The organism is Mucilaginibacter celer (assembly GCF_003576455.2).
Classification (GTDB): Bacteria; Bacteroidota; Bacteroidia; order Sphingobacteriales; family Sphingobacteriaceae; genus Mucilaginibacter; species Mucilaginibacter celer.
In genome coordinates, this window is the sequence record NZ_CP032869.1 from 3,250,495 (window position 1) to 3,264,645 (window position 14,151).

Annotated in this window: 15 protein-coding genes; 4 read left to right on the forward strand and 11 right to left on the reverse strand. The window is 45.7% G+C overall.

Features of this window, described 5'->3' with window-relative positions:
* Nucleotides 1–7: 7 nt before the first annotated feature.
* Both HYN43_RS12920 and HYN43_RS12925 read right to left on the reverse strand, forming a co-directional pair.
* Nucleotides 8–934, reverse strand: coding sequence for a methionyl-tRNA formyltransferase (locus HYN43_RS12920; protein ID WP_119409741.1), 927 nt, complete (start codon nt 932–934; stop codon nt 8–10).
* Between the two features lie 32 nt (nt 935–966).
* On the reverse strand, nt 967–1,500 hold the full coding sequence (locus tag HYN43_RS12925) for a phage tail protein (RefSeq protein ID WP_205589927.1): 534 nt from the start codon (nt 1,498–1,500) through the stop codon (nt 967–969).
* Nucleotides 1,501–1,897: 397 nt separating this feature from the next.
* Here HYN43_RS12925 and HYN43_RS12930 point away from each other — a divergent pair, with 397 nt between their 5' ends.
* From HYN43_RS12930 to HYN43_RS12945, 4 genes are read left to right on the forward strand one after another with little or no spacing between them, the layout of a single operon-like run.
* Nucleotides 1,898–2,467, forward strand: coding sequence for a hypothetical protein (locus tag HYN43_RS12930; protein WP_119409743.1), 570 nt, complete (start codon nt 1,898–1,900; stop codon nt 2,465–2,467).
* Nucleotides 2,468–3,130 carry a hypothetical protein gene (locus HYN43_RS12935; protein WP_119409744.1) on the forward strand — a complete coding sequence of 221 codons (663 nt, stop codon included), beginning with the start codon at nt 2,468–2,470 and terminating at the stop codon, nt 3,128–3,130.
* Complete coding sequence (locus HYN43_RS12940; RefSeq protein ID WP_119409745.1) at nt 3,088–3,876, forward strand: sensor histidine kinase; 789 nt, start codon at nt 3,088–3,090, stop codon at nt 3,874–3,876. Before HYN43_RS12935 ends, HYN43_RS12940 begins: the two co-directional genes overlap by 43 nt.
* 43 nt (nt 3,877–3,919) lie before the next feature.
* Nucleotides 3,920–4,570, forward strand: a complete 651-nt coding sequence (locus HYN43_RS12945; RefSeq protein WP_119409746.1) for a response regulator transcription factor — start codon at nt 3,920–3,922, stop codon at nt 4,568–4,570.
* Between the two features lie 63 nt (nt 4,571–4,633).
* Here HYN43_RS12945 and HYN43_RS12950 read toward each other — a convergent pair whose 3' ends face one another.
* From HYN43_RS12950 to HYN43_RS12990, 9 genes are all read right to left on the reverse strand, one after another.
* Nucleotides 4,634–5,548 carry a hypothetical protein gene (locus HYN43_RS12950; RefSeq protein ID WP_119409747.1) on the reverse strand — a complete coding sequence of 305 codons (915 nt, stop codon included), beginning with the start codon at nt 5,546–5,548 and terminating at the stop codon, nt 4,634–4,636.
* Nucleotides 5,549–5,572: 24 nt separating this feature from the next.
* Nucleotides 5,573–6,271 carry a hypothetical protein gene (locus tag HYN43_RS12955; protein ID WP_119409748.1) on the reverse strand — a complete coding sequence of 233 codons (699 nt, stop codon included), beginning with the start codon at nt 6,269–6,271 and terminating at the stop codon, nt 5,573–5,575.
* A 269-nt stretch (nt 6,272–6,540) separates the two neighbouring features.
* Nucleotides 6,541–8,196 (reverse strand): hypothetical protein, encoded by a 1,656-nt coding sequence (locus HYN43_RS12960; RefSeq protein ID WP_119409749.1) that lies wholly within the window; start codon nt 8,194–8,196, stop codon nt 6,541–6,543.
* An 11-nt stretch (nt 8,197–8,207) separates the two neighbouring features.
* The gene (locus tag HYN43_RS12965; RefSeq protein WP_205589928.1) at nt 8,208–9,281 is read right to left on the reverse strand and encodes a polyprenyl synthetase family protein; all 1,074 of its coding nucleotides are present in this window, start codon (nt 9,279–9,281) and stop codon (nt 8,208–8,210) included.
* Between the two features lie 34 nt (nt 9,282–9,315).
* Nucleotides 9,316–10,698, reverse strand: a complete 1,383-nt coding sequence (locus HYN43_RS12970) for a hypothetical protein (RefSeq protein WP_119409750.1) — start codon at nt 10,696–10,698, stop codon at nt 9,316–9,318.
* Nucleotides 10,699–10,781: 83 nt separating this feature from the next.
* Entirely contained in the window at nt 10,782–12,158 is a 1,377-nt protein-coding gene (locus HYN43_RS12975) for a hypothetical protein (RefSeq protein ID WP_119409751.1), read from the reverse strand.
* Entirely contained in the window at nt 12,155–12,721 is a 567-nt protein-coding gene (locus HYN43_RS12980) for a papain-like cysteine protease family protein (RefSeq protein WP_162996444.1), read from the reverse strand. The genes HYN43_RS12975 and HYN43_RS12980 overlap by 4 nt, the downstream gene beginning before the upstream one ends.
* Before the next feature lie 63 nt (nt 12,722–12,784).
* Nucleotides 12,785–13,168: a hypothetical protein gene (locus tag HYN43_RS12985; protein ID WP_119409753.1), complete on the reverse strand. Its 384-nt coding sequence runs from the start codon at nt 13,166–13,168 to the stop codon at nt 12,785–12,787.
* A gap of 31 nt (nt 13,169–13,199) precedes the next feature.
* Entirely contained in the window at nt 13,200–14,087 is an 888-nt protein-coding gene (locus tag HYN43_RS12990) for a hypothetical protein (RefSeq protein ID WP_119409754.1), read from the reverse strand.
* Nucleotides 14,088–14,151 lie beyond the last annotated feature (64 nt).

Consider the following 14,151-nt stretch of genomic DNA (forward strand, 5'->3'; position numbering starts at 1 on the left):
TTCTCCGTTATAATTTACTCATGAATTGCTGCCCGGTTTTTAAACCATAAAAACCGGCATGCCGGGCAGGGATGCTGGTGTTGTTGATATTAAAAAAATTAACATTTAATGAAGCACCATTTACACAGGTTACATTAAAGGTTTTGTTCGTGATATCGATAGTGCCCGGCGCGGTGTTTGCCCTTGCAACCGGTACCTGTTCGGCATCAAGTATTTTTAGTTCGTGACCGTTAATCAGGCTGCTGGCCCCTCTGTTCCAGGGGGTGCAGGCTTTTATCAGGTTAATGATTTCACGGGCGGTCATTTGTTCCCAGTTTATCATAATATCGGCCAGTTGAGGTTTATTATAATAAACCGCCCTGGTTTCGTCTTGCGCTACCTGGTTCAGCGGCCGGTTATGGCTAATGTATTCCAGCACATCCAATACGCCGCGCACCTGTAAATCGCTAAAAACATCATTTACATAGCTGTAATTGCAATGCTCTTCATTTTTAATGTGATGTTCCCATACAACTGCCCCGCTGTCAAATTTATCGCTGAGCCTGTGGATGGTAAGGCTCAGGTTAGGCTCGCCCTTTTTTAACTGCCAGAAAACCGGTGATGGCCCCCTGAATACCGGCAGTTTGCCAAAATGGATATTATATACACCATACTTCACATCCTCCAGCCTGGCTACACTCACCTTGTGGCTGTATCCCGAAAAAAACAGGATGTCGGGATTAAGCATTTGCTGCCAGGCATAAAGTTCTTCTTTATCATGTTCGGTATAAACCGATATATTTCTCGCTTTGCAAAACCCGATGATCTCATTAATATTCAGATCGGGGTTCTCGGATTTGCCGAGATAGAGCATAACCCCTGCTTTATTATAATTACTTAAATAAGAAAGCAGGGGTATGCAGATTTTTGAATTTGATACAATGCCTATTTTCATTGTCAATTTCAATGGTTTAGGGTTGAAAAAGATTACGGACGCGGTGGCCAGATACCGGTAAGCGCTATGATAAAGGTTACAGCCAGCACCGGCGATTGTATTGAAAACGGCTGCCCGCCGCCTGTTGATTGTATAGTAGCCGGGTTAAGGGTAACATCAGGAGCAACGTCCGAATAAAATGGCGTACCGGAACCGGTAACCGGATCCAATATATCCGATGGATAAAAATTTGTAGGAATAATCTGGTTACCACCAGCCGAATTTGCGCCCAGTAAGTGCGAGTGCTGTGGCATTTGCGCTACGGTAAGCGAGTTTACCTGCGCACCTGCAGTTTGGCCTTGTGTATAAGGGCTCAGGTTACGTCCCTGCCCGGCGTGTACCGGTGCACGGCCTCTTAAATCGGGCAGTTGAAAGGTTTGAATACCATCACCGCCGTAGGTGGTGCCAATTAAAGCAAACAAAGCCTGGTTTTGAGCGATAGACATGGTCTGACCATCGCAGGTTGCCCACCCCTGGGGGGCATAGGTGCCCGCAAACATGCGGACTTCGCCAATGTAAGGTTCCATAATTTTAGCAATAAGGCTTAAGCCTCTTTTTTAGGTTGATAATTGATTGGGTTAAATGTATGGTTTTGTTTTAATTATTAACTATTATAATACTAATTAATTTATTTTTAATCAGCGCTTTAAGGTTATTATAACCGGATAACCTGTTTATAACCGAAGTAAAAATTTCAACCTGCATCTTCATTATTTGATATCCCAAATCTCCGTTTATGACTAAAGGTTTAAAAGGGTGAAAACACCCTTTTTACAAGTACTATTACCTATAATTTTGTAATGAATAATTAAAAGGGGATGGATATTTCTTGGCAGGAGAAAATGATTTTGGCAGCCGCACTAAATCTTTCTTTGATTAATTTAAAATATTGCACTTTCGTAAACACCTAAAACAAAAACTATAATGAACCTTAAAAACCTAACTATTGCAGCGGCCGTACTGGCCACCATGTCATTTTATGCATGTACCCAAAAGCCCCAGGGCGCGGCTACCACTCCGGCACCATCAATTGTACTCGATCCCGACACCATCAGCGTTGATTCGGCGATGAAGTATGTGGCCAACTTTAGCCGGAACACGCATGACAGCATTCCCGGCGAAGGCGTTCTTGGTAAAAAACGTCCTAACACCAGGTGCATCTGGTTCAGTATCGACCGTTTAGACAGCCTGGTTAAAAAAATCAAGGCCGAAAAGGGCGACGGGATCCGCTTTTACATGGCTGCTTATGACAACCATTACAATCCTAAAGGCCTCAACACCCCGCCAAAAGATTACTGGGGCCACAGCACCCTTATTATGGTATCAACCTACCTTGACCAGGCCAGCGGCAACCATAACGATTATTATAAAGGATCGCCGTTTTCAAATGGCGGTAGCGGCGGTATCTTCACCACCACGCCCGAAAACCGCGGCGAGCTTTGCCCTCCTCCCGCTACCTGCAAATCAATCGGAGCAACTTTATTTGATAAATAAGTGCATTATATCACCATCAACACAGGAGCCGAGCTCCTGTGTTTTTTTATTGGCCTGTTTTGTGTAGCCTGGGATAAAACCCCTGCCTGGCGGGTATTGCTCATTTACCAGTTTGCAACCTGCCTTATCGAGTTTACAGGCATTTACCTGCGCGATCATCATCAGCGTAACTCCATCGTTTATGATATTTTTATTACGGCCGAGTGTGGTACGGTGAGCTACTTTTTTTATTACCTGTTCCGCAGGTATTTTAAGCCCTTTAAACTTTTAGCAGCATGGGCTTTTATATTCCTTACAGTATATATTTCAGAGTTCGTATTCTTTAAACATTTTCAGGGTTATGTTGATATCACGGCTTCTGTAATTTCGGTGGTCTTCGTAGTAGCATCGCTGGTATATTATTACCTGGTGCAGAAATATGATGACTACCAGTCACTCCTTTCCTCGCCCGAGTTTTGGTGGGTTAACGGCGTATTGTTTTTTTACTTCGGCAGTACGGTAAGTAACATTTTTTTTCAATATCTCATTAAAGAAGAAACCGACTTTAATTTAACCGCCCGGTATATTATCTTTAATGCGTTAAACCTATTGCTTTACGGCTGCTGGTCGTACGCGTTTATATGCAGATATCGTCAAAAGACTTCTTTCATCTCATCATCTTAGTTTCGGTTATTTTTTTGATAGCGCCGACCTTTTTAATCGCGTACGTTATCATCAGTAACCGCCGCAAAAAAAAGCACTTTGAAGAGAAGGAACTGCTGCAAAAAGACTACGAAAGCAAGCTGTTACGCAACCAGGTTGAAGTGCAGGAACAAACCCTGCAGGCCGTAGCTTATGATCTGCACGATCATATCGGCCAGATCCTGAGCCTTACCGCCATGACTTTAGGTTCGGTGGATTTAGATGATACCAGCCGCCTTGCCGATAAAATAAACCACGCCGAAGACCTGGCCAAGCGTTGTATCCAGGAGCTGCGCGGCCTCTCCCGCCTTTTTCACGGCGAGGAATTGCTGAGCAAAGGGCTTGTGAAAGCAATTGAATTTGAACTGGAGTGGATAAAACGTTCTGTTAATTTTACAATTGATTTCAGCGCCGATAGTTTTGTAACTGCGCCGGATGCACAGGATAAAGAGATTGTTATTTTCAGGCTATTCCAGGAAATTTTGAATAATGCGGTAAAGCACTCGAAAGCAACGGAGGTTACCGTTAAATTATCAAACACCGGGCAATGCGCGCAGCTTGCCATAGCCGATAATGGAATAGGCTTTAACGTAGCCGAAGTATTTGGCAAACGCCAGGGCATGGGCCTGCACAACATGCAAAAACGGACCGAACTGGTAAACGGCCGCGCCGAAATTAACTCGGAACCAGGAAAAGGCACTTTAATAAATATATACGTACCTTTATAAGCACAATTATACCTTTATACCTATTATTTACCCCCGTATCATAATGACCGCTCCAATACAAATTGCTATTGTTGATAACCATACTTTGTTCAGGCAGGGCATGGCAAGCCTTCTTGGCGATTTTAAAGAAGTTAAAATTTTATTTGATGCCGAAAACGGCGAAGACATGATAGGCAAGCTAAAAAAGTTTCCGCTGCCCGATATGATCCTGATGGATATTACCATGCCCGTGATGAACGGGTACGAAGCCACCGCCTGGCTGCAGCAAACCCACCCATCGGTAAAAGTATTGGCCTTAAGTATGTTTGATGATGATAAGCCTATCATCAATATGCTCAAAAGCGGTGCGGTGGGCTACATGCTCAAAGAATCAAAAATAAGGGATGTGGTATTCGCTCTCGAAACCATCCGCAAACACGGCTATTACCTAAACGAACTGGTAAGCGGCAAACTGCTGCATACCATGCAAAATAAAAATGCCCAGGTTGATAAATCAAAAGAACCTACCGTCAACGAGCTTAGGTTTTTAAAACTGAGCTGCTCCGAACTTACTTACAAGGAGATAGCCGAAGAAATGAACCTGAGCCCCCACACTATCGATAACTATCGCGAATCGCTGTTTCAAAAATTCGGGCTAAAATCGAGGACGGGGATGGTGCTTTTTGCCATCAAAAATGAGTTGATCTCGGTTTAAAAGGAAATCTACTCTAATTAATGAACGATGTCATTTTGATCGGGCAAATGACAAACGGGCTTCTTATTTGCTAAAGCCATCCCAACTTACCTGCGCAAAGGATGGCTGACTTTGGTTGCCGGTAACACCTGGCTGCAAGGCGTCTGCAAACAATTCTAAATACGCATTTGCTTCATTCGCCGCTTTTAAAACGGCATATTGCAACTCTGCTTCGTTATCTGGTATTTCACCAAAAATTTCACCGGGTGTATAGATCGTGATCTCCGGGGTGCCATTTTTTATTTTATAACCAAAATTCCTCACCGGAAACTCCGCAACCTGCCGGCGAAAGCAGTCCGGGATATTCAGATCATTCAGTACCTGATCAATACCGGGTAATTGCCCAACAGGCGGCATCCAGGGCAGGGCTAAATAAATATTATCTGTTATACCCGCGGCATCCTTGCGAATCCAGTAGCCGGAAGTTTGTTTGAAGCGTTCATTGCCGGTCATCTTATTAAAGGCATCCGTAAACACGGCGGGGATAGATCCGGATACGGCGCTTCCTGTTATATCGGAATGGAACTGAAAAGTATAAACATGCTTTTTAACCGTTCCGTGCGGATCCCATCGCCAGGCCTCGTAATAACCGGCCCTTTCATGTGCTTTGCGGCCCCGGCCGTGCAGATAAAGGCGAAGCACCGGCCAGCCACCTGTTGTGGCGAAGCCAAAACCTACACATAAGGGACCGGTAAACTGTTCAAAAGCATTTTTTATCTGCTGCGGCGCGTTTAAATCATTAAGGATGAATTTCACCACCTCTCCATCAGCAATTGAGTGGAGATCCATCCAATAATTAAGCCGGCCGTATTTTTCAAAACAACCGGGCCTTAATGTCCACGAAATTTCAAATCGGGCCTTATCGCCGGTGCAATAAGGCCTGATGAGGCTTAGAAAGCCGTTAACATCGTTTAACGTACCTCTTAATTCCCGCTCCATAACCGGTTTAATTTGATATACCTCTTATTTAAGTGCAGCTATAGCTGCCGCGGTTGATTGCGCGCTGAGCGTTCCCAAAACCGAGGCCGAACTTAACTGGTTATTCAGCTCGGTTACCAGTTTAAGCTTTACCGAATCCTGGTTAATGATCCGGTTGATCATCTGGTTAAAAACAGATTTGGCATCGATATTAAACACGATATTATCAGCCTGATCCAACATTTGCTGCAGGGCAAGTTTTATGAAAGTGATGCGGATAGTTTCAGCGTCGCGTCCGTTAGAGGTGGCATCAAATTCGCCGAAAAGCTGGGCGTGCGCGATGTCGGCCGTTACGTGTATTGCAGGGAGCGAGACGCTGCCAACCGGGGTGATGATCAAATCGGCAGCCAGTTTTAGTTTGGCGGGCAGTTGCGGCATGGGGGCTTCGGTGTTAGGGCGCCGGGCGTAAAATTTAACGTTGCTGCCGTTGATGTAAATCCTCGGTACATTTGCCCCTTCCTTTTCAACCTGGATATTGCTGATCCCTTCCACTTTAATATTGATGAGGTTAAATCTGTAATCGCGCCTCATTACCGGGTAAGTGCCCAGATCGATATTATTATTGGTGTAGGGTTCAAGCTTTGGATCATTGCAGGCCTGTAATAATTTAGGGAGATAAAAATCGCTGCCCGGATCGGTTATAAAAATGATCAATAGCGAGATGAATGGATCTGTTTGTGACATGATTTAATTTTTTAAGGTGATTGATTTATGTTTTAATAAGTTTAATGCGGAGACGAAAAGCCCGATGTCATTTCGAACGAACCGGGGTAGGGATGAGCGCCGGAGTGAGGATAAATCTTGTACGCCCTGCTTTTACACCTTGCATAATCGCTTTGCATGGCGTACAGGAATTCTCTTTCGCGCCTCCCTCAATCCGCCCTCTGCTCTATCGAAATGACATTTTTTTTAAAAATTATCGAGCGTTTCCCAATATCGGGTTTTGGTTAATCTCACACATCCAGCCCCGATATTATCCCAGCACGCATAGCCTCCGTTATTTGCGCGCTGATACTTTTCAGGTTATCCGCCGCGTATTCGTTCAGTTTGGCGATAATCTCATTTTTAATTTCGGGCGTATTTATTTTTGATGAGATGAAGCCTGAAAAAGGCGAATCTTTACTTAAAACAATTGTGATAACATCGGGGCTTACCTTAAGCCGCAGGTATTTTAAATCCAGTTGCAATGTATCAACACTATCGCCCAAAAATTCGTTGAGGAAGCTAACCTCGCCCGTTTGCATGGTAACTTCAAGACTGATGGTTACAGGCTCGCTGCCCTTACGCTCGAGGGTAATTTTAGCCGTACCTTTAAGCGGCGGGGCCGGGATGTTTTTACCGCTGAACTGTTTAACAGGCGGCGGGTTAAGTGCACATAATTTCAGGGTAGCATCAAGGTTGCCCTTTTCATCAAATAATAGCTGCGCGGCGGGTGCAATTATATTTGAAAAACCCGCCACATTAAGTTCTGTTATCCTGATATTCTCGAATAGCATACCCGCTATCTTCTGATCGGGCAGATTGATCCGGTCAACCAGCAGGGGCTCGAGCGATGGTGATGACAAGGCGCATACCGCTTTGGGCAGGTACCAGTCATTATCTATATAATTAAAAGCATACCTGATCCTGTCGAACAGATACTCGTCAACCTGGTTTAAAGCTGCATGTTCAGCAACCGGCAAGCCATGAGGCATCACCGTGCCAAAAATACTGTTCAGCACATTCCCCAGCATCGGCGAAACCTCGGCCGATAATCTGCGCAGGTTATCCGCGTCGTTCAAGGCGGCGTTAACCCGGGCAAAAATGCCCTCCACACCTTGCGGAGATGTCATGGCTACTTTAGCCATATCTTCCCATTTGCCAACAAAATACTGGCTGAGGGTCGACTCTACATCCAATTCATCTACCTCGATACCTAATGGCATCTCCGCAGAAAAATCGGTAAAAACAATATTTTTAAACTCAACAGCGGCCTGCCTGTCTGGTCCGTCGCCGGTAATATTAACTCCAATTGTTGCTTTTAAAAGCGCGTTGATAATGCTAAGCCTAACCTTGCCCCTACCATCAACCTTTTGCTTGTAGCCGCCGTTATATTTGGCCAGATCGGGCAAATCGGCAGCGCAGGCAGTGAACGAAAGCAGGTAATCGCTTTTTATACCCAGTGCGCTTAATCCTGTACTTGCCGGATAATGGTTGGGCTGAAGTTTAATCACCACCTCATAGCCGCTGCTATTTTGAATAACCGGCATATCATCCAAAACCCACTGATTTTCCAACCCGTTTAAAACAAGGTTACTGAACGACAGCAAGGGAGCAGGGTTTGCCGGATCGGGAATAATGTCTTCACGATCAAAATTTATCGGGCGTACCTCCTTCTTTTTCGCAGTAAGCACGGTCCGTATCCCTATAAGCACACCTTCTGTTACCAGTGTACATGGCTCGCCGCTCAGTGCGCCTATATTGCAATCGCTTATATTTAAAGGCAGCAATTTTGTATCCGGTTTGGGGCCATCAATTCCTTTTAATACACCGGGCAGCCAAAAGCGCTTGTTGTGTTCATCGTTAACCCTCGGGCGGATAGTATTGAGTAAAAAACTAAAAAAAGGCATAGGTTATCGGTTTAAAAACTACGATCGACAGTATACAGGGCAATATCTTCCAACGCCTGGTAATATTGGTTATGCTTAAAGGGCTTCAGGTATTCCAGGGCATCGAGGGCCTGGAAACGGGCATCGGCGTATGAACGCTCGAAGGCGGAGGTGTTTTTGATAGCCTCCTGTCCCCGCTCCAGCAACTCAGGTGTTGCTTCAATGGTTCCGCGCACTATTTTACTTACCAGGTGATCATCACCCAGCTCTTCCATCGCGTAAATAATGGGGAGGGTGAGCCTGCGCTGGGCCAGATCGGTACCTAATATTTTACCCGATGTAGCGGCATCCTGCAAAAAGTCGAACAGATCATCCATAATCTGGAAGGCCCGCCCTACCCTGCGGCCATAAAAGCCTATGCGCCTTGCCTCGCCGGTGCGGCCATCTACAATTGCCGCCCCTGTTTCGCAGGCCAGGCCAAACATAATGGCCGTTTTGCGTTCTATTACCTCGAAATAGTGATTTTTAAGCGATTTGGTAGAAGCATGCGGATCAGCGTTTATCTCGTCCAGCTCGCCCGCGCAAATTTTGAAGGCTGTATCCAACACCAGCTTTACCAATTCCATTTCGCTGCCGGTATCAATGGCATCCACAAAACACCTTATGGCCTGCACAAACTGCATATCGCCAACCAAAATGGCCGCGTTTACGCCACGTGTAGCATTAACAGATGATAAGCCCCGGCGTAAAAGCGAGTTGTCAATAATATCATCATGTATCAGGGTGGCTACGTGCAGCATCTCTAACGATACCGAACCTTTAATCACCTTATGGCTCAGCTCACCATCGCCGCTAATCAGCCGGGCGGCAAGCATCATCATTACAGGGCGCAGCTTTTTGCCCCGGTTGTACAGGTTAAGCTCGGTTTCGGTAAGGTAGTTTTTTTGCGGTTCGAGCGCTGATGCAAGCGTTTCTTTAAAGCGCAGCATATCAACCGGAAGCAGATCGTTCAAAATACGATCGACAGGGTTTTTAGTCCTGCCGGTCGTAATTTTAAGTCCGGGTCTGCTGCCGCTCAGATCGTCTATTTCGTATTTAGGTTCCAAAGCAGTAAAATCAGTGAGTTGTTACAATTTTAATTCAGGATGCCTGCAGGGCTGTTAAAACCGATTGATTGATTACGGTTTGAATGCCCTGCTCAATTTGCCTGCTTATCAGGCTTTTGATAAAATAAAGCTGCGAAACGCGCTCGCGGATCACCTCGGCAGCCTTACCCGTCCATGATGAATCGTCGATATCAAATTCGAAAGTTGGCAGGCTTACGCTTGTTTTATCAATAGTTATTTGTTGTGCAGCCTCGTTAATGCTCAGCTCTACATCAACCGTGGTATTGATGATCTCAGCACCACATTCGCCCTCCCATAAAACAGTAGCTGCCATATTCGGATCAAAAGCTTTCCGCTGGATGGCTTCTGTTTGCCACATCCTTACCAGTTTACGCTGTTCCTCATCAAGCACTATCCAGCCTTTACCTTCGGCCTCATCAGCCCCGCCTTTACCATTGGCCTGCGAGAAAACATTCATCACCTCCTCAACAGTAACCGGGGGCAGCATGGCGTTTGAGTTATTAACGTGATCATAAACCTGGTTAGCGGTTAAGGGATTGATATTTTTATCGTTATTATGGGTATTCAGATCCACGGCTTTACCAAATGATAAAGCGGCAGCCGCGGCTTTATAGTATTTACTATCCGGATCGGGTTTTGAATCGGGATCGGTAATATCAAAATCCGGATCGGCTATCAGCGTGTTCGAAAATATGTTCAGCTGCTGTAAAATAGCGTTGGCATTGTAGCTGGTATTTTTTACGCCATAGGTTTTTGTGGGCGAGTTAACTACCACCCCCTCTGTTTTCAGGGCGAAATCCGTATCGCGGGCCATGGCGGCTGTGGCACCGTTGGCATACCAGCTTCTGCGGGCCGCAGGGTTGGTGTTAAATACCTCGTTGTATATTTCGTTGTGCTCGCGGTAGGTTTTCATCAGCTCACGGCCTGCAGGCGTATCCATCAGGCGTTTTTCCTGGTCCTGCGCGTTTGCGGCAAAGGCGCGCTGCTCGTCGGCGCTCAGGGTATCCTTACGGCCCGAGTCTGCACCTGCGGCCTGCAGCAAATCGCGTTCATCTTCAAAATCCAACATGTTACCGGCTGTATCCATGGTTATTTTGTGAGCCATTTTAGCGTTGATGGTGTACCTGCCTTTCAGCGTTATTTTATCAAGCATTAAACGGATGCTGACCTGATCGCCGGTTTTTACACAGGCATCTGAAATGAGTTGAACATCCCTTAAATCGGAACATACAAAATCTGTAAACTTAAAGCTCAGGTTGCCGTTATTGAAAGCGTATGAGGTTGGCATATCAACGTTAAATGCCAGCGGATATTCGGCCGTATCCTTTAATGCAAATTGCTGCGCCTGGTTATTAACAGCAGCATATATGGCCTTTTCGGTATTTTTCCAGTTCATTTTTTTAGTTTTTAATTGGTTTTAACCTTTTTGTAACCGGGTGCTGTGCCGGTTAATTTATGTTGTTTGTTTAATTGGGGCTATTAGTTGGCAGGCACGTGCACGGCATTTATTTCAAGCTGCTGCACTATGGTTTTACCTGTTGATACCGTGATTGAATTATCAGGAATGCCTATCGAAATTTTCACTCCCGCTATGGTGTTGGATATAACGGGTACCGAATAAACATCAAGGCTTTGCAGGTGATTGGTGATAATCTTATCTACAATAAGCTTATCTAACGATTTCGGGATCATATCAACCAGGGCACTGGTGGCTGTAGCCATTACCGTACCCACAATAGAGCCCGACCAGGTAGGCAACGCCCTGATGGCAAACTCGTTGGTTGATACCACTTTGAGGCGTACTTTCTGAACATCTTTATCCTTAACCTTTACAGTTACCAGTTTGGCTTCGGCCACTACAGATGCCTCTTTAGGAGTAATGCTCACAGCGAACGAAGCAGTTAATTTATCCCAGTTATCCGGATCAACCATGGCATCGATAGCCGTGGTTACCGGGCATAATACCGATTTGGTGATGCCTATGCCCAAACCGGTTACTTCGCCCTTTGCCGAGATATTGCCCGGAGTTAGCTTCGCGGTGATTTTTTCGTCGGATAAATCGAGCGACAAATCGGCAACCGTAACGGCAATTTTGTACCCGGCCGACCATTCATTAGGCCCCGTTTTATCTTCATCACCAAAGGTTTGCCCTTTAACCTCCTTATTAAGCAAAACATTAGGGATAGCGCTTGATACTTCAGTGTAAACACCCGACGTAAGACCGGATGGCAGCGTATAATCGCTGATATTGGTGGCGGGATTGGTTTTAAGCGATGATGCCAGCACAATGGAGCCGCCGGTTATTTTAAAGGCAACAGGCTGCAGTTCAACACCCTCAAAGGCGGGGATGGCCGGTATAGTGATGCTTGTTAACACCGGGTCAACAATATCAAACAGTGCAGGCACCAGCTGATGGTTAACCAGTTCGGCATCCATTTCAGAAAAATCAGTCTGATCAACTAATATCGCCCGCGGTTTTAAACATACATCAGTAAGGCTGGTGGCAAATAAATCGCAAATAATAATAACCTCTCCGGTTGCGGTGGTGCTTACTTCATCATAAGTCATTGTGCCGGTTACCGATGGCAGTTGCAGCTTAAAACCGTTGGCTAAAGGCCACTCTGCCTTTTCCTGTTTAATAGCAGCGTCCCATTCCTCATGCGTTGGCGCTTCAAAAACAATAAGCGGTAACTCATTAATTACCAGGCTCAGTTCAAAATCGCCCAGATCAGGAATGGTTTGGGTGGTTTGGTACGTAAAAAGTTTTTCCTTCGCTTCGTCGTTATCAAACAGGAAGCGGATCACGTTGTTGATGGCTTGTTGGGAAATACCCGCCGCCACATCAAATTGGCTCATTGGTTTTTAGTTTTTTGGGTTGATAATTTGTTTATAGTCCAATAGGTTTCTGCCCATACCCCGCCCGCGCGGTATTTTGATGGGAAATGTTTGTAGACTATCTGGCTGGGGCCATGCAACGAATCCTGGATATGCAGCGTTGCGTTAGCGGCATTAAAGCCGTTAATCATCACATAGTGTGCATCGCCTTTAAACCAGTTTATCCGGAGGCAAACCGGCCTGCCCATACTTATCTCAAACTGTACCCGCTCAAAAAAAGGCTTGCCGGGGCTCCAGTGGCTGTAGCAGTTAACAGCTTCCAGCGCCTTATCAAGGTTATAATTGATATTGCATCGCTCGCTAACATCAGTGCTATCGGTATAAGCCGAGCAATCAAAACCTAACACCTGCGAGGCTATTTCATATTGTTGGATAGTGTTTTGATGATAGTAAGCCGTTAATCCCTGGGCTATGGCGGCCCAGCACCAGCGCTCCAATTGTTGGTTTGCCAGCGTTGAGTTAGGCAGTATATATTCCCCGGCCGATGGACTCAGTTTTTTTGCATTGCCCAGGCTGGATCTCATTGAATTTTCATTTTCAATAATGATTTTCATCATCAGTTTTTTTAATACCGTCGGCCAGCGCATTTATGAAATTTCGATATCACCGCCAATCATCAGCATCCCGTTAAAATCGCCCAGCGAAAGATTGGCAGGCTTTAGCGTGATGGTCATGCCCGGCGCATTGAAACTCATGTTAGGCACATGGAAAACATCAAAACTTTTATCCCTGAAAATATCTGAAGCAAACATGCCCAGCGAACCTGCTATGATATTGGCAATGGGTGCAAGGATGGTTGAAAGGATTTTATCTAACACGCCGCCCGAATAGCGCGGTATGGCAATTACCACAACCCGCGGAATATCTACCGGTACAATAGTTAAAGTGCCCCGGTTTAATTGTACCTGCAGGTTTAAAGTGATAGGGTTTGGCTGATGGCTGAGATCAAAATTTACGTTTACGGTTGCCATGGTATTATTTTTTTAATTGTTTGCGATAAGGTTACCATTTGGTAGGATCGTACGGAACATCGATGGTGACGCCGGCCTGAGCGAAGGCACGCATGCCTGCCATTGTTCTGAATATGGTAGGGTTACCGGCAGGCTCAACATGCATATAATCGATATGGGCTTCCACGCTGTAATGAGCATTAAAGCCCGAGCCGCCTACCCTGTCGTCAAGACGGAATGTTTGACCCTGAATTTGGGTAGTTACCATGTAGTTGGCCGCTATGCGCATAAGGTCCTGGCTGGCCATCACCACAAAAGGTTTATCGGGTACAAATACATGGCTTACATCAGGCTGGCCACGATCAATGAGGTTAAAGGCTACCACGAGGTTTTTATTGCTGATGCCGGCACGGGGCGGTGTAAGCATAACCCCTTCAAACGATGGAGCGGGGATTTGGAGGCCTGATATGGCCTTGTTAACCTGGTCGATAATCTCAGGAATAAACTCTTCCCTTGCAACATAACTATCCAGATCGGATAAGCGGGACAGATCAATTACAACAGCTTCGGCGGTTAACAGCGCACCCTGGTTGTTATTGGGGATGCGGCCGATAATGGTTAGTGGAAACTCGGTACGCCGGGTATCAACACCATCAAAAAAGGTTATCGCCAGGGCTGGTAAAAAAACAATAAAGGCATTATCCAAGGGTATGGCCCTGCCGCCGTCACTTTTAATACTGCTTATCCATTCGTTGATGGTTGGCGGCCTGAAATCAATTTGGGGTGAGGCGGTAACATCCCAGTCTACCTGGAAATCCACTTTTTCAAAACTTCCTTTTTTTGATCCGACGAAAAGCGACGCGTGAATTTTAGAATCGCTATGCAGCTTTGCAATAGCCTGATTTAATTTTTCCTGGTTGAGGCTGATAAGTAAGTCCATGTTTTGATTTGATGATAAGGTTTAGATTCTAAACTCTTCTTTTTTTGGGCCCGGGCTGCCTGTT